Source organism: Pseudomonas sp. 21615526 (assembly GCF_013386245.1).
Classification (GTDB): domain Bacteria; phylum Pseudomonadota; class Gammaproteobacteria; order Pseudomonadales; family Pseudomonadaceae; genus Aquipseudomonas.
Map to the genome: position 1 here is coordinate 13,866 of NZ_JACAOM010000108.1, position 24,350 is coordinate 38,215.

At 58.6% G+C, this 24,350-nt stretch carries 20 protein-coding genes; 3 read left to right on the top strand and 17 right to left on the bottom strand.

What is annotated here, in order from left to right; all coding sequences use genetic code 11:
* Nucleotides 1-111: 111 nt before the first annotated feature.
* From HX786_RS26205 to HX786_RS26220, 4 genes are all read right to left on the bottom strand, one after another.
* Nucleotides 112-840 carry a dienelactone hydrolase family protein gene (locus HX786_RS26205; protein ID WP_008434010.1) on the bottom strand — a complete coding sequence of 243 codons (729 nt, stop codon included), beginning with the start codon at nucleotides 838-840 and terminating at the stop codon, nucleotides 112-114.
* Nucleotides 841-906: 66 nt separating this feature from the next.
* The gene (gene htpG, locus HX786_RS26210; RefSeq protein ID WP_178912803.1) at nucleotides 907-2,811 is read right to left on the bottom strand and encodes a molecular chaperone HtpG; all 1,905 of its coding nucleotides are present in this window, start codon (nucleotides 2,809-2,811) and stop codon (nucleotides 907-909) included.
* 89 nt (nucleotides 2,812-2,900) lie between these two features.
* Nucleotides 2,901-3,353: a PaaI family thioesterase gene (locus HX786_RS26215; RefSeq protein WP_063028212.1), complete on the bottom strand. Its 453-nt coding sequence runs from the start codon at nucleotides 3,351-3,353 to the stop codon at nucleotides 2,901-2,903.
* Nucleotides 3,350-3,826: a PaaI family thioesterase gene (locus tag HX786_RS26220; protein WP_003210563.1), complete on the bottom strand. Its 477-nt coding sequence runs from the start codon at nucleotides 3,824-3,826 to the stop codon at nucleotides 3,350-3,352. The genes HX786_RS26215 and HX786_RS26220 overlap by 4 nt, the downstream gene beginning before the upstream one ends.
* 156 nt (nucleotides 3,827-3,982) lie before the next feature.
* Here HX786_RS26220 and HX786_RS26225 point away from each other — a divergent pair, with 156 nt between their 5' ends.
* Nucleotides 3,983-4,225 (top strand): hypothetical protein, encoded by a 243-nt coding sequence (locus tag HX786_RS26225; protein ID WP_003210564.1) that lies wholly within the window; start codon nucleotides 3,983-3,985, stop codon nucleotides 4,223-4,225.
* A gap of 149 nt (nucleotides 4,226-4,374) precedes the next feature.
* On the opposite strand, the gene brnQ is transcribed toward HX786_RS26225, so the two are convergent.
* The 10 genes from brnQ to sdhC all read right to left on the bottom strand — a co-directional run bounded on the left by brnQ (nucleotide 4,375) and on the right by sdhC (nucleotide 17,502).
* Nucleotides 4,375-5,688: a branched-chain amino acid transport system II carrier protein gene (gene brnQ / locus HX786_RS26230; protein ID WP_003210565.1), complete on the bottom strand. Its 1,314-nt coding sequence runs from the start codon at nucleotides 5,686-5,688 to the stop codon at nucleotides 4,375-4,377.
* Between the two features lie 417 nt (nucleotides 5,689-6,105).
* On the bottom strand, nucleotides 6,106-6,987 hold the full coding sequence (sucD, locus tag HX786_RS26235) for a succinate--CoA ligase subunit alpha (RefSeq protein ID WP_003210566.1): 882 nt from the start codon (nucleotides 6,985-6,987) through the stop codon (nucleotides 6,106-6,108).
* Nucleotides 6,987-8,153 carry an ADP-forming succinate--CoA ligase subunit beta gene (gene sucC / locus HX786_RS26240; protein WP_003210567.1) on the bottom strand — a complete coding sequence of 389 codons (1,167 nt, stop codon included), beginning with the start codon at nucleotides 8,151-8,153 and terminating at the stop codon, nucleotides 6,987-6,989. Before sucC ends, sucD begins: the two co-directional genes overlap by 1 nt.
* A 214-nt stretch (nucleotides 8,154-8,367) precedes the next feature.
* Nucleotides 8,368-9,804 carry a dihydrolipoyl dehydrogenase gene (gene lpdA, locus HX786_RS26245; protein ID WP_003210568.1) on the bottom strand — a complete coding sequence of 479 codons (1,437 nt, stop codon included), beginning with the start codon at nucleotides 9,802-9,804 and terminating at the stop codon, nucleotides 8,368-8,370.
* 95 nt (nucleotides 9,805-9,899) lie between these two features.
* Nucleotides 9,900-11,132, bottom strand: coding sequence for a 2-oxoglutarate dehydrogenase complex dihydrolipoyllysine-residue succinyltransferase (gene odhB, locus HX786_RS26250; RefSeq protein WP_008434003.1), 1,233 nt, complete (start codon nucleotides 11,130-11,132; stop codon nucleotides 9,900-9,902).
* A 44-nt stretch (nucleotides 11,133-11,176) separates the two neighbouring features.
* Nucleotides 11,177-14,008, bottom strand: a complete 2,832-nt coding sequence (locus HX786_RS26255) for a 2-oxoglutarate dehydrogenase E1 component (RefSeq protein ID WP_003210570.1) — start codon at nucleotides 14,006-14,008, stop codon at nucleotides 11,177-11,179.
* Nucleotides 14,009-14,270: 262 nt separating this feature from the next.
* Complete coding sequence (locus HX786_RS26260) at nucleotides 14,271-14,975, bottom strand: succinate dehydrogenase iron-sulfur subunit (RefSeq protein WP_003210571.1); 705 nt, start codon at nucleotides 14,973-14,975, stop codon at nucleotides 14,271-14,273.
* An 11-nt stretch (nucleotides 14,976-14,986) separates the two neighbouring features.
* Nucleotides 14,987-16,762: a succinate dehydrogenase flavoprotein subunit gene (gene sdhA, locus HX786_RS26265; RefSeq protein WP_003210572.1), complete on the bottom strand. Its 1,776-nt coding sequence runs from the start codon at nucleotides 16,760-16,762 to the stop codon at nucleotides 14,987-14,989.
* Between the two features lie 3 nt (nucleotides 16,763-16,765).
* Entirely contained in the window at nucleotides 16,766-17,134 is a 369-nt protein-coding gene (gene sdhD / locus HX786_RS26270) for a succinate dehydrogenase, hydrophobic membrane anchor protein (protein WP_003210573.1), read from the bottom strand.
* Nucleotides 17,128-17,502: a succinate dehydrogenase, cytochrome b556 subunit gene (gene sdhC, locus HX786_RS26275; RefSeq protein ID WP_008433998.1), complete on the bottom strand. Its 375-nt coding sequence runs from the start codon at nucleotides 17,500-17,502 to the stop codon at nucleotides 17,128-17,130. Before sdhC ends, sdhD begins: the two co-directional genes overlap by 7 nt.
* Nucleotides 17,503-17,865: 363 nt before the next feature.
* Between sdhC and gltA the strand changes: the two genes are divergently transcribed.
* A complete protein-coding gene (gltA, locus tag HX786_RS26280) occupies nucleotides 17,866-19,155 on the top strand; it encodes a citrate synthase (protein WP_003210575.1) in 1,290 nt (429 codons plus the stop codon).
* Between the two features lie 163 nt (nucleotides 19,156-19,318).
* Here the strand turns inward: gltA and HX786_RS26285 are convergent, their stop codons facing one another.
* The 3 genes from HX786_RS26285 to HX786_RS26295 form a co-directional block, all read right to left on the bottom strand.
* Nucleotides 19,319-20,977, bottom strand: coding sequence for a cation acetate symporter (locus HX786_RS26285; RefSeq protein WP_003210576.1), 1,659 nt, complete (start codon nucleotides 20,975-20,977; stop codon nucleotides 19,319-19,321).
* Nucleotides 20,974-21,285, bottom strand: a complete 312-nt coding sequence (locus tag HX786_RS26290) for a DUF485 domain-containing protein (RefSeq protein ID WP_003210577.1) — start codon at nucleotides 21,283-21,285, stop codon at nucleotides 20,974-20,976. The genes HX786_RS26285 and HX786_RS26290 overlap by 4 nt, the downstream gene beginning before the upstream one ends.
* Nucleotides 21,286-21,525: 240 nt before the next feature.
* Nucleotides 21,526-22,377, bottom strand: a complete 852-nt coding sequence (locus tag HX786_RS26295) for a glycine betaine ABC transporter substrate-binding protein (protein WP_008433997.1) — start codon at nucleotides 22,375-22,377, stop codon at nucleotides 21,526-21,528.
* Between the two features lie 330 nt (nucleotides 22,378-22,707).
* Here HX786_RS26295 and HX786_RS26300 point away from each other — a divergent pair, with 330 nt between their 5' ends.
* Nucleotides 22,708-24,261 (top strand): glycosyl hydrolase family 17 protein, encoded by a 1,554-nt coding sequence (locus HX786_RS26300; protein WP_178912804.1) that lies wholly within the window; start codon nucleotides 22,708-22,710, stop codon nucleotides 24,259-24,261.
* The last annotated feature ends 89 nt before the right edge of the window (nucleotides 24,262-24,350 follow it).

Sequence of the window (24,350 nt, forward strand, 5' to 3'; positions counted from 1 at the left end):
CTTCGCGAGCAAGCCCGCTCCCACATTTCGACCGCGTTCCTTCAGGATGTACACGGTTAAAATGTGGGAGCGGGCTTGCTCGCGAAGGGGCCAGCTCAGGCAACCGAACTATCAGCCCTTGAACACTTCATCCAGCAAGTTATGCATCGACTGAAAGGCCCGCGCAGCGGTCTTCGCGTCATACATCATCTTGCCCGGCACATTCGCGTGCGGGTCGGTAAACGAGTGCACCGCACCGCCGTAGCTCAGCAATTGCCAATCCACACCGGCGGCGTTCATTTCGTCTTCAAACGCCGGCAGTTGCTCCTTCGGCACCAACGGGTCGGAAGCACCGTGCAACACCAGCACGGAACCCTTGATGTTTTTTGCATCGGCCGGGTTCGGCGTGTCGAGGCTGCCGTGGAACGAAACGGCAGCTTTCAACGGTGCACCGGTACGTGCCAGCTCCAGGGAGCAGCAACCACCGAAGCAGAAACCAAAGGTCGCCAGCTTCGAGGTATCCACCGCCGCTTCAGTCTGGGTTTTCAGGTGATCAAGCGCGACCTGCATGCGCTTGTTCAACAGCGGCCGGTCATTCTTCAACGGCATCATCGCCGCACCCGCTTCATCGCCGTTCGAAGGGCGGACGGTTTGCCCGTACAGGTCGGCAAGCAGCACCACGTAGCCCTTGCTGGCCACGCTCTTGGCGATCTCTTCAGCGCCGGCACTGACACCCATCCAGTTCGGCGCCATCAACAACCCTGGCAGCGGGCCCTTATGACTGGCATCAAATGCCAGGCGGCTTTCATAAGACTGGCCATCAATCTGATAGACCACGGAACGCACGGTGATTTGGCTCATCATTTACTCCAGGTGAAAGGCTCCAGAACGAAAAAACCCGCCGAAGCGGGTTTTTCTACAACGGTGTTAAACCGACAGTTCAACCAACAGCTTGTTCAGTCGGCGCACATAAGCGGCCGGGTCTTTCAGGCTGTCGCCGGCAGCCAGGGCTGCCTGGTCGAAGAGGATGTGCGACAGGTCGCCAAACCGCTCTTCGCTCTGCTCGCCGTCGAGTTTCTCGATCAGCGGGTGAGCCGGGTTGAATTCGAAGATCGGCTTGGAATCCGGAACCTTCTGACCGCTGGCTTCCAGGATCTGACGCATCTGCATGCCCAGGTCCTGCTCGCCGATGGCCAGGATCGCCGGGGAATCGGTCAGACGGTGGGAAACCCGCACTTCGCTGACGGCATCGCCCAAGGCGGTCTTGATTCGCTCAACCAGACCCTCTTTGGACTTGGCCACTTCTTCAGCGGCTTTCTTGTCTTCTTCGGAATCCAGGTTGCCCAGGTCCAGGTCGCCGCGGGCGACGTCAACAAAGCTCTTGCCGTCGAAGTCGCTGAGGTAGCTCATCAGCCACTCGTCGATGCGGTCGGTCAGCAGCAGCACTTCGATGCCTTTCTTGCGGAAGACTTCCAGGTGCGGGCTGTTCTTGACCTGAGCGTAGGTTTCACCGGTCAGGTAGTAGATATTGTCCTGACCTTCCTTGGCGCGAGCCAGGTATTCAGCCAGGGAAACGTTCTGCTCGCCGTCGTCACCGTTGGTCGATGCGAAACGCAGCAGGCCGGCGATTTTTTCCTTGTTGGCGAAATCTTCTGCCGGGCCTTCTTTCATGACCTGGCCGAAGTTTTTCCAGAAGCCCTTGTATTGCTCAGGCTCGTTTTTCGCCAGCTTTTCCAGCATGTCGAGGACACGCTTGGTCAGCGCCGACTTCATCGAGTCGATGATCGGGTCTTTCTGCAGGATTTCCCGCGACACGTTCAGCGACAGGTCGTTGGAGTCAACCACGCCCTTGATAAAGCGCAGGTACAACGGCAGGAACGATTCCGCCTGGTCCATCACGAACACGCGCTGCACGTACAGCTTCAGGCCTTTCGGTGCTTCACGCTGGTACAGGTCGAACGGAGCACGGGCCGGTACGTAGAGCAGCGAGCTGTATTCCAGCTTGCCTTCGACCTTGTTGTGGCTCCAGCTCAGCGGGTTTTCGTAATCGTGGGCAATGTGCTTGTAGAACTCCTGGTATTCCTCGTCCTTGACTTCGGTACGAGGACGGGTCCACAGGGCGCTCGCGCGGTTGACCACTTCCCATTCCTGGGCTGGGGCTTCTTCGCCTTCGGCTGCCGCTTGTTCTTTCGGCAACTCGATCGGCAACGCGATGTGGTCGGAGTACTTCTTGATGATATTGCGCAGACGCCAGCCATCGGCGAACTCGTCTTCACCGGACTTCAGGTGCAGGACGATGCGGGTACCACGATCAGCCTTGTCGACAGTGGCGATTTCAAATTCGCCCTCGCCCTTGGAAGACCAGTGCACGCCTTCGCTGGCGGCAAGGCCGGCACGGCGGCTGAATACTTCAACCTTGTCGGCAACGATGAAGGCCGAGTAGAAGCCCACGCCGAACTGGCCGATCAGGTGCGAATCTTTCTTCTGGTCGCCCGACAGGTTCTTCATGAAATCAGCGGTGCCGGATTTGGCGATGGTCCCCAGGTGGGTGATCGCATCGTCACGGCTCATGCCGATACCGTTGTCTTCGAGGGTGACGGTTTTCGCGTCCTTGTCGAAGCTCACACGGATTTTCAGTTCCGCGCCACCTTCCAGCAACTCAGGCTTGGACAGGGCTTCGAAACGTAATTTGTCGACAGCGTCAGAGGCGTTCGAGATCAATTCGCGAAGGAAAATTTCCTTGTTGGAATACAGCGAATGGATCATGAGGTGCAGCAGTTGCTTCACCTCGGTCTGGAAGCCCAGGGTTTCCTTTTGAGTTTCCACACTCATGGTCATCAAACTCCAATTGGATGGCAGTGGCCGCGCCCTTGAGGGTTGGCGGCGGGTTGTCATCAAAGTTGGGGGCTAAGACCAGGATTTCAAGGGCGGGCCGGTTCCTCAATCTTGAAATGCGCGCGGGCGGTGGCAATCGGTTCGGCCGGGGTGCTTTGCCAGGCGGTAATAGCCACATTGGCCACCCGTCGGCCCTGGCGCCACACCTGGCATTTGGCGTAGGTGTCGCGAAACTGGCCGGCGCGCAGGTAATCCAGGGAGAAATCGATGATCTTGGGAACGCCAGGCGCACCGGTGAAAACCAGCAAATGCAAGGCTGCGGACAGCTCCATAAAGCCTGCGATCACCCCACCATGGATCGCCGGCAATATCGGGTTACCAATGTTGTCCTTGTTGGCCGGCATGCGAAACAGCAATTCATCCCCCAGCCGCGTGCATTCGATGCCAATCAGCTTGGCGTAGGGAATCAGGTTGAGCAGCGCTTCATAGTTGCCGCGCTCGTGGGCTTGCTGCAGACGGGTCTTGAACTGATGTTTCATGCCTGTTCTCCCTTGATTGCATTGCCCAGGCCCTGGCTGCCCTTGAGGCGCTTGCCCATGCGCATGAACGTGCCCACCACGTGGGCAATCGGTTGCTGCGGATCGTCCTGGTAGGCGAAGCCGCGGGTGAAGATCACGTCGGTGGTCACCCGGTAGCACTGGGCAAAGCCGAATACCGGTTTATGGGGCTCGGCCGGGTGCATGTAGTCGATGCGCAGGTCCAGGGTCGGGCAAACCTCGAACTCCGGCAGTACGCACAAGGTAGCCATGCCACAGGCGGTGTCCATCAAGGATGTGATGGCGCCGCCGTGGATCACGCCGGTCTGCGGGTCACCGACGATATGCGGAGCATAGGGCAACACCAGCGTCATGCCGTCCTCACTGGCGGCGTGCACCTGGATGCCCAGCACCTGGCAGTGGCGCAAGGCTGAAACAAAGCGCGTGGCACGGGATAAAAGAGGATTTTCGGTCATTCGTTAAAGACTCTTATTAGTGTGGAGCCGGCGGAGTAGACAACCTTGCTGAAAGTTCCCTAGGGAAAAGCCTTATATATCTGTGAGATTTAAGGAACTAAGCGTTGGGCATAGGCTCGAAAGGCCAGTAGATATCTTCAATAAGGAGAAACACCCATGCGCAAGACTTTAGCTATTTCCATGATGCTGGCTGCTGCCCTCGGCCTCGCTGCCTGCGACAAAAAATCCGAAGACAAAGCCCAAGACGCCGCAGCCCACTCTGAGCAAGCTCAAAAAGACATGGCGAAAGCACAGGATAAAGTGAACGACGCTGCGAAAGAAAACGCCGATGCTGCCAAAGCTCAGGCTGAATCGAACGAAGCTGCAGCGAAAGAAGCAACACCTGCAACCGGTTCTTGAGTCTGACGACTTGAACACTGTGACTTGAAAAGTCATGTTGCAAAAGAAAGCCCGCTTAATAGCGGGCTTTACTTTGTCCGGTGCTTTTAACCCGGCCGGGCAGCTCGAAACTTCGAACTAAACCTCGGCACAAGTTAGTGGCTAAACGTTTAAGCCATCGCTTCACTGCGTTTGCCCAGCAGGCGGTCAATCACCACCGCAACCACCAGCGTCATCACCGAAGGCACCAGCCACGCCAGGCCCTGCTCGCTCAGCGGCAGGTGAGCCAGTTGCGATGGCATCCAGTCAGCCAGGCCCGCGCCCTTCAGCGCGTCAATGCAACCGAAGATGAACGACACCAGCATCACCGGGCCAACGATCCGGCCCTGCTCCTGCCAGAAGTCCTTACAGAAGCTCAGGGCCACCAGCACGATGCACGGCGGGTAGATGGCTGTCAGCACCGGGATCGAGAACGCGATCAGCTTGGTCAGGCCCAGGTTGGACACAAACAGCGAGAATACCGCCAGGATCACCACCAGGGTCTTGTAGGACAGCGGCAGCACGCGGCTGAAGTACTCGGCGCAGGCGCAGGTCAGGCCCACCGCGGTTACCAGGCACGCCAGGGAAATCAACACGGCGAGGAAACCGCTGCCCAGGGAGCCGAAGGTGTGCTGGACGTAGGCGTGCAGCACGGCGGCGCCGTTGGCGGCACCGGCCGCCACTTCATGGCTGCCCGAACCGAGGCGGAACAGGCTGATGTACACCAGCGCCAGGCCCACACCGGCAATCAGCCCGGCGATGATCGCGTAGCGGGTGATCAGCTTCGGCGACTCGACGCCACGGGAGCGGATCGCGTTGACGATCACAATGCCGAATACCAGCGCGCCGAGGGTATCCATGGTCAGGTAACCATTGATAAAGCCCTGGGAGAACGGTGCCGCCACGTACTCAGGGGTGGCAACACCCACATCGCCGGCCGGCAAGGCAAAGGCAGCAATGCCCAATACGGCCAGGGCGATGATCTTCAACGGTGCCAGGAAACGACCAACCGTATCCAGCAGACGGCCCGGGTACAGGGAGATGAAGAACACCAACAGGAAGTACACCGAGCTGTAGAGGAACAGCGCCAGCGGGCTTTCACCGGTCAGCGGCGCCAGGCCCACTTCAAAGGAAACGGTGGCGGTTCGCGGGGTGGCGAACAACGGGCCGACAGCCAGGTAGGCCGCCGCTGCCAGCAAGCCACCGGCGATCTTGCCGATCGGACTGCTCAACGCGTCCATGCCACCACCGACCTTGGCCAGGGCGACAACGGTGATCACCGGCAAACCGACCGCGGTGATCAGGAAGCCCAGCGCTGCCATCCAGACATGAGGCCCGGACTGCAAACCGACGATTGGCGGGAAGATGATGTTGCCGGCGCCCACGAACAGGGCAAAAGTCATAAAGCCCAACGCCAGGATGTCCTGGCTTTTCAACACTTTCATTTGAGGAAATACCACACTACTGAATCGGAATTTAGAGAGGGCTTCCCTATGGATGAGGGAAATACTGCCGGTCCGGATGGGGACCGACCGGTCTGGCGCGAGGCTTCCTTTTGGGATGCGTACGCATAAAGAGGCGGCTAGCCTAACGAATTTGCGGGTCAAACGCACTGTTGCGGGGCGAACTGTCCGATAAGCGACATTTTTATGTCGCGTTTTTATATCTAAATTTTGAAATACGATCGAATGTGGGAGCTGGCTTGCTCGCGAAAGCGGTGTATCAGCCACTCATGAGCTGACTGACACACCGCTTTCGCGGGCAAGCCCGCTCCCACATTTTGATCTCCACCAACCTTCAGAATGCACAAAGGCCACCCGAAGGTGGCCTTTGTGGGGTGAAGCGTCAGTTAAGCGCGAGGCTTACTTGACAGCCCAACCGGTCAGCTCGGACAAAGCCTTGCCGATGTCTGCCAGCGAACGCACGGTTTTAACGCCTGCGTCTTCCAGGGCAGCAAACTTCTCGTCTGCAGTACCCTTGCCGCCAGAGATGATTGCGCCAGCATGGCCCATGCGCTTGCCAGCAGGGGCAGTCACACCAGCGATGTAGGAAACAACCGGCTTGGTCACGTGTGCCTTGATGTAGGCAGCCGCTTCTTCTTCAGCCGAACCGCCGATCTCACCGATCATTACGATCGCTTCGGTCTTCGGGTCTTCCTGGAACAGCTTCAGGATGTCGATGAAGTTCGAGCCTGGGATCGGGTCACCGCCGATGCCGACGCAAGTCGACTGACCGAAACCGGCGTCAGTAGTCTGCTTGACAGCTTCGTAGGTCAGGGTGCCGGAACGGGAAACGATACCGACTTTACCTGGCAAGTGAATGTGACCTGGCATGATGCCGATCTTGCATTCGCCTGGAGTGATCACGCCTGGGCAGTTAGGGCCGATCAGGACTACGCCCAGCTCGTCGCACTTAACTTTAGCGTCCAGCATGTCCAGGGTAGGAATGCCTTCGGTGATGCAAACGATCAGCTTGATGCCGCCGAATGCTGCTTCCAGGATGGAGTCCTTGCAGAAAGGAGCTGGAACGTAGATCACGCTGGCGGTGGCGCCAGTGGCAGCTACAGCATCTTTCACGGTGTTGAACACTGGCAGGCCCAGGTGCTCGGTGCCGCCTTTACCAGGAGTAACGCCACCCACCATCTTGGTGCCGTATTCGATGGCTTGCTGGGTGTGGAAACTACCTTGGGAACCGGTAATACCCTGGCAGATAACCTTGGTGTCTTTATTGATCAGGACGCTCATTATTTGCCCTCCGCAGCTTTGACAACTTGTTGAGCAGCGTCGGTCAGGCTGGTAGCAGCGATGATGTTCAAACCGCTTTCTGCCAGTACTTTAGCGCCCAGTTCAGCGTTGTTACCTTCAAGGCGCACAACAACCGGGATTTTAACGCCGACTTCTTTCACTGCACCGATGATGCCTTCGGCAATCATGTCGCAACGAACGATGCCGCCGAAGATGTTGACCAGTACTGCAGCGACGTTGGAGTCGGACAGGATGATCTTGAACGCTTCGGTAACGCGTTCTTTGGTGGCACCGCCGCCTACGTCGAGGAAGTTGGCTGGTTTGCCGCCATGCAGGTTGACGATGTCCATGGTACCCATGGCCAGGCCAGCACCGTTGACCATGCAACCGATGTTACCTTCCAGGGCTACGTAGTTCAGTTCGAACTTGGCAGCGTGCGCTTCGCGCGGATCGTCTTGCGACGGATCGTGGAAAGTCTTCAGCTTAGGCTGACGGTACATGGCGTTGGCGTCGATGTTGATCTTGGCGTCGAGGCAGTGCAGATCGCCGTCAGCCTTGATCACCAGCGGGTTCACTTCCAGCAGGGCCAGATCGTGATCCTGGAACAGTTTGGCCAGACCTACGAAGATCTTGGCGAACTGGGCAACTTGCTTGCCTTCCAGACCCAACTGGAATGCCAGCTCGCGCCCCTGGAATGGCTGAGCGCCAACCAGTGGATCGATAGTGGCTTTCAGAATTTTTTCTGGGGTTTCTTCGGCGATCTTCTCAATGTCCACGCCACCTTCGGTGGAGGCCATGAACACGATGCGACGGCTCGAACGGTCAACGACAGCGCCCAGGTACAGCTCTTTAGCGATATCAGTGCACGATTCAACCAGGATCTTGGTGACTGGCTGGCCATTGGCATCAGTCTGGTAAGTCACCAGACGCTTGCCCAGCCACTGCTGAGCGAAGGCTTTGGCGTCTTCTTTGCTGCGAACCAGCTTAACGCCGCCCGCTTTACCGCGACCACCAGCGTGGACCTGGGCTTTGACAACCCACTCGGTGCCGCCGATTTTGTCGCAAGCTTCTGCTGCTGCTTCCGGGGTGTCTACTGCGTAACCCTTGGATACTGGCAGGCCGTATTCAGCGAACAGCTGCTTACCCTGATACTCGTGAAGATTCATGCTTATTACCGTCTTCGTTAGGTACTGCGCATTCGGCGCTGCGCTCTTTATTGAGTGCCGCGCCACCTGTGACTGCTGCTTGCACAGTCAAACCACCAAAGGCCTGAACCCTGGGTGGTGAAACTGCGCAAGACTGCGTCCAGCGGATATTCCGCGGTGAGTCTTGCGCACAAGGCTCACGACGGGCAACCGCCGTGGTTTCTTATTATCTCGCTTAGCGCTTCTTCTTGTTGGCGATGTGGATGGCATGGCCATTCACTGCCAACGCGGCTTCGTGCAGCGCTTCGGACAGGGTCGGATGGGAGAAAACCATCATGCCGATGTCTTCGGCGCTGGTGCCGAATTCCATACCGATTGCGCCTTGCTGAACCAGTTCTGCTGCGCCTGGGCCAATCACGTGGACGCCCAATACGCGGTCAGTCTTGGCATCAGCGATGACTTTGACAAAACCACCGGTGTCGTTGGCTGCCATGGCACGGCCAGAAGCGGCAAACGGGAAGGTGCCGACGTTAACTTCAACGCCTTCAGCTTTCAACTGCTGTTCGTTCTTGCCGACCCATGCAATTTCCGGGTGGGTGTAGATAACAGACGGGATCAGGTCGTAGTTCATCTGGGTCTTGTGACCCTTGATGCGCTCGACAACCATGATGCCTTCCTCGGAAGCCTTGTGCGCCAGCATCATGCCGCGAACCACGTCGCCAATGGCGTAGACGCCCGGCACGGTGGTAGCGCAGTGATCGTCAACGTGGATGAAACCACGCTCGTCGATGTTCACGCCGCTGTCGGAAGCCAGCAGGTCAGTGGTCACCGGACGGCGACCAACGGCTACGATCAGCTTGTCGAAAGTGATGGTCTGTTCGCCATCCTTGTCGGTGTAGGTCACGACAACTTCTTCGCCGTTAACCTTGGAACCGGTAACACGAGCGCCCAGCTTGATGTCCAGACCTTGTTTGGTCAGGGTTTTCAGCGCTTCTTTGGACACTGCGGTGTCGGCAGCCAGCAGGAACGTGTCCAGGGCTTCCAGCACGGTCACTTCGGAACCCAGGCGGGACCAGACCGAACCCAGTTCCAGGCCGATCACGCCAGCGCCGATCACGCCCAGACGTTTTGGAACCGCTTGGAATTCCAGGGCGCCGGTCGAATCAACGATCACGTTCTGGTCAACCGGAGCCGGTGGAATGTCGATTGGACGCGAACCTGGAGCCAGGATCACGTTCTCGGCTTCGATGATTTCGGTCGAACCGTCAGGCTTGGTGATTTCAACTTTCTTGCCGGCCAGCAGTTTGCCGTGGCCTTGCAGGGAAGTAACGCCGTTGGCCTTGAACAGGGTAGCAACGCCGGAAGTCAGGCCTTTAACGATGTTGGCCTTGCGGCCGACCATCGCTGGCACGTCCATGGTCACGCCAGCGTGGTTGATGCCGTGGATGGCAAAACCGTCTTGCGCTTCGTGGAATTTCCAGGAGCTGTCCAGCAGCGCCTTGGAAGGAATGCAGCCAACGTTCAGGCAAGTACCGCCCAGCGCCAGTTTGCCTTCCTTGTCGGTGTATTTTTCGATGCAAGCAGTCGAGAGGCCCAGTTGTGCGGCCTTGATGGCGGCAACGTAGCCGCCAGGGCCTGCGCCAATCACTACAACGTCAAATTTCTGCGACATGAAAAAAAATCCTCTTTAGCTAAAAGCTTCAAGCCGTGAGCCGCACTCCGGCCTGCCTCGCGGCAGACCGGGTGGTACGGCGCACCGCCGCTTTATCAGATATCCAGCAGCAGACGAGCCGGGTCTTCCAGCAGGTTCTTGATGGTCACCAGGAAAGTCACGGCTTCTTTACCATCGATCAGGCGGTGATCGTACGACAGCGCCAGGTACATCATCGGGCGGATAACCACTTGGCCGTTGATCGCCATAGGACGCTGCAGAATGTTGTGCATGCCCAGGATCGCAGCTTGTGGCGGGTTGACGATCGGAGTCGACATCATCGAACCGAAAGTACCACCGTTGGTGATGGTGAAGGTACCACCGGTCATCTCGTCGATGGTCAGTTTGCCGTCACGGGCCTTCTTGCCGAAGTTGGCGATGCCGCCTTCGATTTCAGCCAGGCTCATCAGCTCGGCGTTACGCAGAACCGGTACCACCAGGCCACGGTCGCTGGAGACGGCAACGCCGACGTCAGCATAACCGTGGTAAACGATGTCGCCGCCGTCGATGGAAGCGTTGACTGCCGGGAAGCGTTTCAGCGCTTCGGTGGCCGCTTTCACGAAGAACGACATGAAGCCCAGGCGTACGCCGTTGTGGGACTTCTCGAACAGGTCCTTGTACTTCGAACGCAGGGCCATGACTTCGGTCATGTCGACTTCGTTGAAAGTAGTCAGCATCGCCATGTTCGACTGTGCTTCAACCAGGCGCTTGGCCACGGTGGCACGCACGCGGGTCATCGGTACGCGCTTCTCGGTGCGGTCGCCAGCGGCGAACACAGGAGCAGCGGCAGCCGGGGCGGCAGCCTTGGCAGGCGCAGCAGCTGGAGCGTTTTTCTTGGCTTCAACGGCGGCAACCACGTCTTCCTTGGTCACACGGCCATCTTTGCCGGTGCCCTTGATGGACGCCAGGTTGATGCCGTTTTCGTCAGCCAGTTGACGCGCAGCCGGTGCAGCGATTGGATCTTCGCCACCCGCAGCCGGTGCAGCAGCTGGAGCTGCGGCAGCAGCCGGTGCCGCAGCGGCGGCAGGAGCAGGAGCAGCGGCAGCAGCACCGCCCTCTTCGATCGAGCCCAGTACCTGGTTCGACAGGACGGTAGCGCCTTCTTCGGCAACGATTGCGCCCAGCACGCCGTCAGCTTCAGCCAACACTTCGAGCACGACCTTGTCGGTTTCGATGTCGACGATCAGGTCGTCACGCTTGACGGCCTCGCCTGGTTTCTTGTGCCAGGTGGCAACGGTGCCATCGGCAACCGATTCCGGGAATGACGGGGCTTTGATTTCGATAGCCATTATCTGTGGGTCCTTAAAATTCGGTTTCAGTCAGCGCGAAGGCGTTAAACAGTGAAAGCATCTTGCAGCAGTTTTTCCTGCTGCTCGGCGTGCATCGACGCATAACCACACGCAGGTGCAGCAGAAGCATCACGACCGGCGTACTCCAGGCCCAGTGCCTGTTTGTGATTGCCGATGCTGCGACGCAGATGATGCTGGCTGCTGTACCACGCGCCCTGGTTCATCGGTTCTTCCTGACACCACACCACATTGGTGAGGTTGGTGTAAGGCGCGATGGCCTCCATCAGGTCGTCTTCCGGGAACGGGTAAAGCTGCTCGATCCGCACGATGGCGATGTCTTCGCGGCCTTCGGCACGGCGTTTTTCCAGCAAATCGTAGTAAACCTTGCCGCTGCACAGGATCAGGCGAGTGACCTTGGCCGCGTCGAGGGTGTCGATTTCTGAAATAACGGTCTGGAACGAACCATCCGCCAGATCTTCCAGGGTCGAGATGGCCAATTTATGACGCAGCAGCGATTTCGGCGTCAGCACTACCAGCGGCTTGCGCAGCGGGCGGATCACCTGGCGACGCAGCAAGTGGTAGATCTGGGCCGGGGTAGTCGGCACGCACACCTGGATGTTGTGCTCTGCGCACAATTGCAGGTAACGCTCCAGACGGGCCGAGGAGTGCTCCGGACCCTGACCTTCATAACCGTGTGGCAGCAGCATGGTCAGACCGCACAGACGGCCCCACTTGTGCTCGCCGCTGGTGATGAACTGGTCGATAACCACCTGGGCACCGTTGGCGAAGTCGCCGAACTGGGCTTCCCAGATCACCAGCGCCTGAGGCGTGGTGGTCGAGTAACCGTATTCGAACGCCAGTACGGCTTCTTCGGACAGGAACGAATCGTACAGGTCGAAACGTGGCTGGCCTTCGTACAGGTTCTGCAACGGGATGTAGGTGCCCGCGTCTTTCTGGTTGTGCAACACAGCGTGACGGTGCGAGAACGTACCGCGGCCGATGTCCTGGCCGGTCATGCGGATCGGGTGACCCTCGAACGCCAGGGTCGCGTACGCCATGGTTTCAGCGTAACCCCAGTTGATCGGCAGGCCGCCGGCTTGCATCTTCTGACGGTCTTCGTAGATCTTCGCAACCTGGCGCTGTACGACGAAACCGTCTGGGATTTCCAGCAGCTTGGCCGACAGTTCCTGCAGGGTCTTCAGATCGAACGAGGTGTCGTGACGCGCCGTCCAGGCGTGGCCCAGGTACGGACGCCAGTCAACGAACAACTCTTTGTTCGGCTCCTTGACCAGGCTTTTCACGACATGCAGGCCGTTGTCCAGCGCGTTGCGGTATTCATCGATCTTCGCCTGAACACGTGCATCGTCCACCACGCCGGCCTTGATCAGGCTATCGGCATACAGCTCACGGGTGGTGCGCTGCTTGGTGATTTGCTGGTACATCAACGGTTGGGTGCCGCTAGGCTCATCCGCTTCGTTGTGACCGCGACGACGGTAGCAGACCAGGTCGATGACCACGTCACGCTTGAACTGCATGCGGTAATCGATGGCCAACTGGGTCACGAACAACACGGCTTCCGGATCATCACCATTCACATGGAGGATCGGCGCCTGGATCATCTTGGCAACGTCGGTCGCGTACTCGGTAGAGCGTGCGTCCAGCGGGTTGCTGATGGTGAAGCCCACCTGGTTGTTGATGACGATGTGAACGGTACCGCCGGTCTTGAAGCCGCGAGTCTGCGACATCTGGAACGTTTCCAGGACCACACCCTGACCGGCGAACGCCGCGTCACCGTGGATGGAAATCGGCAGGACCTTCTCACCGGTGGAATCGTTACGACGATCCTGGCGCGCACGTACCGACCCCTCGACCACTGGAGAAACGATCTCCAGGTGGGATGGGTTGAACGCCATGGCCAGGTGAACTTCACCGCCGGTGGTCATTACGTTGGACGAGAAGCCCTGGTGATATTTAACGTCACCGGAACCCAGCTCGACCTTCTTCTTGCCTTCGAACTCGTCGAACAGCTCGCGCGGGTTCTTGCCGAAGGTGTTGACCAGCACGTTCAAGCGGCCACGGTGGGCCATGCCGATCACGATTTCCTTGGTGCCGTAGGAACCGGAACGCTGGATCAGCTCGTCGAGCATCGGGATCAGGCTTTCGCCGCCTTCCAGGCCGAAACGCTTGGTGCCCGGGTATTTGGTGCCCAGGTATTTTTCCAGGCCTTCCGCTGCAGTGACGCGCTCGAGCAAGTGGCTCTTGACGTCCGCAGACAGCACCGGGCGACCACGCACGCCTTCAAGGCGGTGCTGGAACCAGTGGCGCTGCTCGGAATCAGTGATGTGCGTAAATTCGGCACCGATGGTGCGGCAATATGTCTGCTGCAACGCTTCGTGAATTTCGCGTAGGCTCGCTTCCTCTTTGCCGATGAACAGGTCGCCGGCACGGAAGGTCGTATCAAGATCGGCATTGGTCAAGCCGTAATGATTGATCGACAGGTCTGCAGGTGCAGGACGCTGCCACAGCCCCAGCGGGTCAAGCTGGGCTGCCTGGTGGCCACGCATACGGTAGGCCTGGATCAGTCGCAGTACTTCAACTTGCTTCTTCTCGTGCTCACTGCTCACGCTTGCGGCAGAAACCGGCTGGGCGCGGCGCTGGTTCTTTGCCAGCAGCACGAACTGATCGCGAATTGTTGCGTGCGATACATCGGTGGCAGCGTTGCCGTCTGAAGACAACGTCTGAAATTTGGTGCGCCATTCTTCTGGCACAGCGTTAGGGTCGTGCAGGTAGAGCTCATAAAGCTCTTCCACATAGGCAGCGTTACCACCTGAAAGATAGCCGCTGTTCCACATGCGCTGCATCACGCTTTCTTGCATGCTTGGTCACCCTCGATTTGGGGACACCACCGGCGAAAACACCGAGTTTGCTTGCAAAAGGCCAAGTGCAGCGACCAAAACAAGCCACTTAGGATCACGCTGATAGTTCGGGTACCAACCCGAATGCCCCTGCTTGTCTCATTTCTTCAAAATAAGAGCCGCGTCTTTGTAAGTCGCTGCTCAAGTTAAAACTACGGCGCCGGTTGAAGCCTGCGCCGTAGCATCTACGGGCACAACGGTCCTGCTTTTACTACAACGTCGGTTACACGCCGCTTTGCAGCAGCATGCTACGTACGTGACCAATGGCCTTAGTCGGGTTCAGGCCTTTGGGACATACGTTGACGCAGTTCATGATCCCGCGGCAGCGGAATACGCTGAACGGGTCATCCAGCGAAGCCAGACGCTCGGCAGTCTTGGTGTCACGGCTGTCTGCCAGGAAGCGGTACGCTTGCAGCAGGGCAGCTGGGCCCAGGAACTTGTCGGGGTTCCACCAGAAGGACGGGCAGGAAGTCGAGCAGCAAGCGCACAGGATGCACTCGTACAGACCGTCCAGCTTCTCGCGCTCTTCCGGAGTCTGCAGACGCTCGATGGCCGGAGCCGGCGTGTCGTTCTGCAGGAATGGCTTAACCTTCTCGTATTGCTTGTAGAAGATGCTCATATCGACGACCAGGTCACGGATAACCGGCAAACCTGGCAGCGGACGAACAACCAACTTGTTGCCTTTCACCACGGAAGACAGCGGCGTGATGCACGCCAGGCCGTTCTTGCCGTTGATATTCATGCCGTCGGAGCCGCAGACACCCTCACGGCAAGAGCGACGATAGGAGAAACCTTCGTCCTGCTCTTTAACCAGGGCCAGCACGTCCAGCACCATCAGGTCCTTACCACCGGTATCGACCTGGAATTCCTGCATGAACGGCGCAGCGTCCTGATCAGGGTTGTAGCGATAAACACTGACTTTCAACATGGCAGCCACCCTTAGTAAGTCCGAATCTTCGGTTCAAACGTCGGAACCGTCTTCGGCGAGAAGTTCACGGCACGCTTGGTTACGCGCTTGTCACCCGGGAAGTACAGGGTGTGGCACAACCAGTTTTCGTCGTCGCGGTCTTCATAGTCTTCACGAGCGTGAGCACCACGGGATTCTTTACGAACCTCGGCGGCGATCGCAGTCGCTTCAGCCACTTCCAGCAGGTTTTGCAGCTCAAGGGCTTCGATTCGAGCGGTGTTGAACGCCTGGCTCTTGTCGTTGATCTTGACGTTGGCGATGCGCGTACGCAGGTCAGCCAGCTGGGCGATACCTTTCTGCATGTATTCGCCGGTACGGAACACACCGAAGTAGTTCTGCATGCAGCTTTGCAGCTCTTTGCGCAGGGAGGCGACGTCTTCGCCATCGGTACGCGAGTTCAGGCCATCCAGACGTGCCAGGGCAGCGTCGATGTCGGACTGGCGTGGACGCGCGTAATCAACGCCTTCCTTGAGGGTCTGTTCCAGGAACAGGCCGGCGGCACGACCGAATACCACCAGGTCAAGCAGCGAGTTGCCGCCCAGACGGTTGGCACCGTGAACCGATACACAAGCTACTTCACCTACCGCGAACAGACCAGGGATGATCTGGTCAACGCCGTCGGCGTCCTGGGTGATCGCCTGGCCATGAATGTTGGTGGCAACGCCGCCCATCATATAGTGGCAAGTTGGAACAACCGGGATCGGCGCAACAGCCGGGTCAACGTGGGCAAAGGTCTTGGACAGCTCCATGATGCCTGGCAGACGGCTGTGCAGCACTTCTTCACCGAGGTGATCGAGCTTCAGCATCACGTGGTCGCCATCGGGACCACAGCCGTTACCGGCGATGATCTCTTTAACCATGGAACGGGCTACAACGTCACGACCGGCAAGGTCTTTGGCGTTCGGAGCATAACGCTCCATGAAGCGCTCGCCGTTCTTGTTGATCAGGTAACCACCTTCACCACGGCAACCTTCTGTAACCAGTACACCGGCGCCGGCGATGCCGGTCGGGTGGAACTGCCACATTTCGATGTCTTGTACCGGGACGCCTGCACGCAGGGCCATGCCGATACCGTCACCGGTGTTGATCAGGGCATTGGTAGTCGAAGAGTAGATACGGCCTGCACCGCCGGTCGCCAATACGGTGGCGTTAGCCCGCACGTAAGAGGTTTCGCCGGTTTCGATGCAGATAACGATCATGCCTACAAAGGCACCGTCTTCGTTCTTCACCAGGTCGACGCCGTAGTATTCGTTGAGGAATACGGTGCCGGCCTTCAGGTTGGCCTGGTACAGGGTGTGCAACAGCGCGTGACCGGTACGGTCGGCTGCGGCACAGGTACGAGCGGCCTGGCCACCCTTACCGAAGTCTTTCGACTGACCGCCGAACGGACGCTGGTAGATGCGACCCTGTTCGGTACGGGAGAACGGCAGACCCATGTGTTCCAGCTCGAAGACCGCTTCCGGGCCTACGGAGCACATGTATTCGATAGCGTCCTGGTCACCGATATAGTCGGAACCCTTGACGGTATCGTACATGTGCCAGCGCCAGTCATCGTTTGGATCGGCGGAGGCGATGGCGCACGTGATGCCACCCTGGGCCGAAACGGTGTGGGAACGGGTCGGGAACACCTTGGTGATCACGGCAGTCTTGTGACCGCCCTGGGCCAGTTGCAGCGCAGCGCGCATGCCGGCACCGCCGCCGCCAATGATGATGGCGTCGAATGAAAGCGTATTAACTGTGTTAGCCATGAATCAGATACCCCAAAGAATCTGCACACCCCAGACGAAGTAAGCGAACATCGCGACGCCGCATACTGCCTGGAAGAGAAACCGTACTGCTGTCGCGGACTTGCCCAGCGCCATCGGCGTCAGGTAGTCGGTCGCGATGGTCCACATGCCAACCCAGGCGTGAGCGCCCAGGGCTACAAGGGCCAGCAGACTGAAGATGCGCATCCCGTTGTGAGCGAACAGGCCGTGCCATTGGGCGTAGCCAATGCCAGGGTTCGCCGCGAGGTACCCGATCAGGAAGATGAAATAAGCCGCGAGAACAACCGCAGACACACGTTGCGCCATCCAGTCATAGAGGCCCGAACGCGACAGGTTCGTAACGCTGGTTACCATATCCAAACTCCCGCCAGAACGATCAGCACCACGGAAATGGCGATGACGATTTTCGAGCCCAGCTTGCCGCCTTCCAGCGTCTCACCGATACCCATGTCCATGATCAAGTGGCGAATACCGGCCACAAGGTGATAAAGCAGAGCGGACAGGAGGCCCCAGGCGACGAATTTGGCCAGCGGACTGGTCAAGCATGCCTTCACCTCGGCGTACCCTTCTTCCGAACCCAGGGATTTGCTCAATGCATAAAGCATGATGCCCAGGCCAAGAAACAGGATGATGCCGGATACACGGTGCAGGAACGACGTTACGCCGGTGATGGGGAGTTTGATGGTCCTTAGGTCTAGGTTTACAGGTCGTTGGCTATTCACGGCTTTTTTTCACACTGAAGAGCCCCTAACAATCAGGGCAAAGTTGTTGGGGAGTGCACTGGTCAGGTAACCACCACCCAGGGAGTGCGACCCCCATCAAAACGGGCCCAAAAGCCCCTGGCGGTCGGAGGCCGAGTATAGACAGTTAGGCAACTAATGACAACGCGCACTCCTCACCCTAATAGCGCATTGCGCTGGCGGCATAAAAGGCGTAAACGGCAGGTAATTTCGAGGAAAAAGTACGGTTAAAGCCTTCTGGAGCAAGACTTTAGGCAAATTGACATCTGAATTTATCTCACTATAGTGGTGCGGGCCCTGCGTGGGGGGTCTGTCTGATGATTTGAAGCATAAATAGGAGGCCACATGGCTGACAAAAAAGCGCAGTTGATCATCGAGGGCGCAGCCCCCGTCGAGCTGCCCATTTTAACCGGCACCGTTGGTCCCGATGTTATCGACGTACGGGGCCTGACGGCCACGGGCCGTTTTACATTCGACCCAGGCTTCATGTCGACCGCCTCATGCGAGTCGAAGATCACCTATATCGACGGTGATAACGGTATCTTGCTGCACCGCGGCTACCCGATCGAACAGCTTGCTGAACAGTCGGACTACCTGGAAACCTGCTACCTGCTGCTTAATGGCGAATTGCCAACAGCTGAGCAAAAGGCCCAGTTTGTCAGCACCGTAAAGAACCACACCATGGTTCACGAGCAGTTGAAGACCTTCTTCAACGGCTTCCGTCGCGACGCCCACCCGATGGCCGTCATGTGCGGCGTAGTCGGCGCCCTGTCGGCCTTCTATCACGACTCCCTGGACATCAATAACCCGCAGCATCGCGAAATCTCCGCGATCCGCCTGGTTGCCAAGATGCCGACCCTGGCCGCAATGGTTTACAAGTACTCCATGGGTCAACCCATGATGTACCCGCGCAACGACCTGACGTACGCGGAAAACTTCCTGCACATGATGTTCAACACCCCGTGCGAGATCAAACCGATCAGCCCGGTGCTGGCCGCCGCGATGGACAAGATCTTCATCCTCCACGCCGACCACGAACAGAACGCCTCGACCTCTACCGTGCGCCTGGCGGGCTCCTCGGGTGCCAACCCGTTCGCCTGTATCGCCGCCGGTATCGCCGCACTGTGGGGCCCTGCCCACGGCGGTGCGAACGAAGCCGTATTGACCATGCTCGATGAAATCGGCGATGTCTCGAACATCGACAAGTTCATCGCCAAGGCCAAGGACAAGAACGATCCGTTCAAGTTGATGGGCTTCGGTCACCGGGTCTACAAGAACCGCGACCCGCGCGCCACCGTAATGAAGAAGACCTGCGACGAAGTGTTGAAGGAACTGGGCATCAAGAACGATCCGCAACTCGAACTGGCCATGCGCCTGGAAGAGATCGCCCTGACCGACCCGTACTTCATCGAGCGCTCGCTGTACCCGAACGTCGACTTCTACTCGGGGATCATCCTCAAGGCGATCGGCATTCCAACCAGCATGTTCACCGTGATCTTCGCCCTGGCGCGGACCGTGGGCTGGATCTCCCACTGGAAAGAAATGCTCTCCAGCCCGTACAAGATTGGCCGTCCGCGCCAGCTGTACACCGGCTACGAGTCGCGTGACATCACCAAGCTGGAAGACCGCAAGTAAGCTGATCGCTACTTGGCTACACCGAAAACGGCCTCCTTTGTGATAGGGAGGCCGTTTTTATTTGTGCCGGATTTGAGAAACAGTTTTGTCGTATCTGTTACCAATAAAGGCAAAAAAAGCCCCGATCTCACGACCGGGGCATTTTTTTGTAACTGTTACAGGCTTAGTGGCTAACCGCCCCACTCGCCCCCAGGCCAGTTTGCGAACGCACAAACTGTGGGAAGTACAGCGCACGTTCCTTCTCTGCCGCCGCCGACTTGTCGGTGATGGAGAAGAACCAGATGCCGATGAACGCAATGATCATCGAGAACAGCGCCGGGTACTCGTAAGGGAAGATCGCCTTCTCATGGTGCAGGATCGAGACCCAGATGGTCGGGCCGAGGATCATCAGGCCAACGGCACTGATCAAGCCCAGCCAGCCACCAATCATCGCACCGCGGGTGGTGAGGTTTTTCCAGTACATGGAAAGCAGCAGCACCGGGAAGTTACAGCTGGCCGCAATGGAGAACGCCAGGCCCACCATGAACGCGATGTTCTGGCTTTCAAACAGGATGCCCAAGCCAATCGCCAGTACTGCCAGGGCGATGGTGGTGATCTTCGATACGCGAATCTCATCCTTCTCGTTGGCCTTGCCTTTCTTGATCACGCTGGCGTACAGGTCATGGGACACCGCCGAAGCACCCGCGAGGGTCAAACCGGCAACCACTGCCAGGATGGTGGCAAACGCCACGGCCGAGATGAAGCCCAGGAAGATACTGCCGCCCACCGCGTTGGCCAGGTGCACCGCCGCCATGTTGTTACCGCCGAGCAAGGCACCTGCAGCATCCTTGAACGCCGGGTTGGTGCTGACCAGCAGGATCGCGCCGAAGCCGATGATGAAGGTCAGGATATAGAAGTAGCCGATGAAGCCAGTGGCATACAGCACGCTCTTGCGAGCTTCCTTTGCGTCACTCACAGTGAAGAAGCGCATCAGGATGTGCGGCAGGCCGGCGGTACCGAACATCAGTGCCAGGCCGAGGGAGAACGCCGAAATCGGGTCTTTCACCAGACCGCCCGGGCTCATGATCGCTTCACCTTTAGGGTGAACCTTGATCGCCTCGGCAAACAGCATGTTGAAGTCGAAGTTGACGTGTTTCATCACCATCAGCGCCATGAACGAGGCACCGGACAGCAACAGCACTGCCTTGATGATCTGCACCCAGGTGGTCGCCAGCATGCCGCCGAACAACACATAGAGGCACATCAGGATGCCCACCAGGATCACCGCGACGTGATAATCCAGGCCGAACAGCAGCTGGATCAGCTTGCCCGCGCCTACCATCTGCGCGATCAGGTAGAACGCCACCACCACCAAAGAGCCACAGGCCGACAGGCTGCGGATCTGGGTTTGCCCCAGGCGATAGGACGCCACGTCGGCAAAGGTGTATTTGCCCAGGTTACGCAGGCGCTCGGCGATCAGGAACAGAATGATCGGCCAGCCCACCAGGAAGCCGATGGAGTAGATCAGGCCGTCGTAGCCGGAGGTGAACACCAGCGCGGAAATCCCCAGGAAGGAGGCTGCCGACATGTAGTCACCGGCAATCGCCAGACCGTTCTGGAACCCGGTGATCTTGCCGCCGGCCGCATAGTAGTCGGCCGCCGACTTGTTGCGCTTGGACGCCCAGTAGGTGATGCACAAGGTCGCGCCGACGAAGGCCACGAACATCAGGATCGCTGCGATATTCAGCGGTTGTTTATGCACTTCGCCGGTCAGTGCATCGGCCGCCCAAACGGCAGGTGCAAAGGCCGAAGCGCCGAGTACAGCCAATAGACGACGGATCATTGCGCAGCCTCCTTGAGAATCGCATTGTTCAAGTCGTCGAATTCGCCGTTGGCGCGTCGTACATAGATGCCGGTGAGGACGAAGGCCGACACAATCAGCCCGACCCCGATAGGGATCCCCCACGTGATGGACGAACCGGGGCTGATCTTGGCCCCCAGTATTTGCGGCCCATAGGCAATCAGAAGAATGAAAGCGGAGTAAAGCCCAAGCATGATTGCCGAGAGAATCCAGGCGAATCTTTCCCTTTTACTAACCAGCTCCTTGAAACGCGGGCTGTTTTGAATCGAGAGGTAAATGCTGTCGTTCATTGTTTTTATCCTCGCAGCACAGCTTTTTATTATTGGAACATATCCACTGTATGCGGCTGAGGAACAGGTTCCAGACGACCTTAGTAGTAGAAGGAGTGTAGCGAGGGTTTACGGGTGTGCAGAAACAATTGTAGGAGCGAGCTTGCTCGCGAAAAACGTCAACGGTAACGCGTTCATTCTGGATGATCGCGGTGCCCTTGCGTTCTTCGCGAGCAAGCTCGCTCCTACAGTTTTAACGCCTTATTTAGCGGTCCACTCGGCGACACGTTCAGGGTGCTTGGCCACCCAGTCCTTGGCCGCCGCTTCAGGCTTGGCGCCCTCTTGGATCGCCAGCATGACTTCGCCGATTTCATCCTTGGAGGCCCACTGGAATTTCTTCAGGAACGCCACGACTTCCGGGGCTTTCTTTTCCAGGCCTTTGCTGCCGATGCTGTTGACGGTCTCAGCAGCACCATAAATTCCTTTTGGGTCGTCCAGGAAACGCAGTTTCCACTTGGCGAACATCCAGTGTGGCACCCAGCCGGTGACCGCAATGGATTCCTGTTTGTCTTCGGCACGGGTCAACTCGGCGATCATCGCCGCGCCCGAACTGGCTTGCAGCTTGTAGTCCAGGCCATAGGCCTTGATTGCTTCGTCGGTCTTGAGCATCACACCTGAACCGGCGTCGATACCCACGATCTTGTTCTTGAAGGTGGTGTCGGTCTTGAGGTCTTCGATGGATTTGGCTTTCACGTACTCAGGCACGATCAGGCCGATCTTGGCGTCCTTGAAGTTGGGGCCGTAGTCGACCACCTTGTCCTTGTTCTTGGCCCAGTATTCACCGTGGGTCACCGGCAACCAGGCGGAGAGCATGGCATCGAGTTTGCCGGTGGCCACGCCTTGCCACATGATCCCGGTGGCGACCGCTTGCAGTTTCACGTCATAACCGAGCTTTTGCTTGATCACTTCTGCCGCCACGTGGGTGGTGGCGACACTGTCCGACCAGCCATCCACATAGCCGATGCTCAGGGTTTTGCTGTCGGCGCTGGCCAGTGTGGAGCTCATCGCAACTACCAGAGTGGCAGCTGCGCCCAAGAGTCGTCGCATCTTCATAGTGCTTCCCCGAAAGTGCTGCGCCCGGCGGATGCCGAGCGACGTCAACCTGTTGTTATGTGGTGCACCGCGCCCCCTTCACGCGCATCGATCACGTGGGTGCCTCATCAGTGGAGGGCTGACACTTCGATCATCAACCTGCTGCCACAAGCGACCTGCTCTGACTGCGACCTCAGGTAAGCAAGAAACGACATCACATCGCCAGCAGGATGATTTGTAGGACATTCACCGACGATCCCGCCCGAACTTTGCATGTCAAAATTATGCGGCCCCACTGGGACGGCTCAAATCCGGGTAAGATGCGCGCCTTTGCCCCCAGACGGCCTGATCATGCCCGCGACTGCACGTTTCCCGCTCCTGCCCTATTTATTTGCCCTGATCCTCGGTGTGCTGGCCCTCGGCGGCTATTGGTACGGCCTTGGCCAACCGGTGGTGCTGCCGGACGTGGCCAGCGCCAGCCACAAGCTGCAATGTGCGTCCTACACGCCCTTCGACAAAGACCAGTCGCCGTTCGACCAGCCGTTCAAACTGCGCCCCGAGCGCATGGACGCCGACCTGGCGTTGCTGGCCACCCGTTTCGAATGCATTCGCACCTACTCCCAGACCGGCCTTGAAGACTTGCCGGCACTGGCACGCAAACACGGCCTGAAGCTGATGAGCGGCGCATGGGTCAGCAGTGATCCGGTGGCCACCGCCAAGGAAGTCGAGGCACTGATCGCTTCGGCCAATGCCAACCCCGACGTCGTCACCTCGGTGATCGTCGGTAACGAAACCCTGCTGCGCAAGGAAGTCACCGCCGGGCAGTTGGTCAAGTTGATCCATCACGTCAAGGACCATATCAAGCAACCGGTCACCTATGCCGATGTGTGGGAGTTCTGGCTGCAACACCCGGAAATCGCCCCGGCCGTGGACTTCCTGACCATCCACCTGCTGCCGTACTGGGAAGATGACCCCTCGGGCATCGACCAGGCGCTCAAGCACGTGGGCGATGTGCGCCAGACCTTCGGCAACAAGTTCGCCCCCAAGGACGTGACGATCGGCGAGACCGGCTGGCCGAGCGAAGGCCGCCAGCGGGAAACGGCGGTGCCGAGCCGGGTCAACGAAGCGAAATTCATGCGCGGGTTCGTGGCCATGGCCGAAGCCAATGGCTGGCACTACAACCTGATCGAAGCCTTTGACCAGCCGTGGAAACGTGCCAGTGAAGGGGCGGTGGGTGGTTACTGGGGCCTGTTTGATGCGGACCGCCAGGACAAGGGCGTGCTCGCCGGCCCGGTGACCAATGTGCCGTACTGGCCGCTGTGGCTGGGGGTTGGCGGGATTATCCTGCTGGGCACGCTGCTGCTGGGTGGCCGCGTGCGCACGACCCGGGCTGCGTTGTTGTTGCCATTGCTGGGCGCCGTGGCGGCCTGCTCGATCGGCACCTGGGCCGAGTTGAACCGGGTCACCGCGCGCTTCACGGATGAGTGGGTGTGGGCTGGATTGCTGGTGGCCTTGAACCTTGCGGTACTGGCTCACGCCGCCCTGGCGTTGAGTACGCGAGAAGGTTGGCGCGAACGCGCCTTCAACTGGCTGGAGCAGCGCGCTGGCTGGCTGGTGGCAATCGCCGGGTTTGCCGGTGCGGTCATGATGCTGGCGCTGGTATTTGACCCACGTTACCGCAGCTTCCCGAGTGCCGCGCTGGTGCTGCCGGCGCTGGTGTACCTGGTGCGTCCGGTGAGCGGGCTGCGGCGGGAGATTGCGTTGCTGGCGTTCATCATCGGTGCCGGCATTGCGCCGCAGTTGTTCCGTGAAGGGTTGATGAACCAGCAGGCGTGGGGTTGGGCGGTGGTTAGCCTGTTCATGGTCGTAGCCTTGTGGCGTTGCTTACGGGTGCGCAAGGCTTAAGACCGCTTTCGCGAGCAAGCCCGCTCCCACACTCGACCGCATTCCAAGGGATGTACTCGGTCAAATGTGGGAGCGGGCTTGCTCGCGAA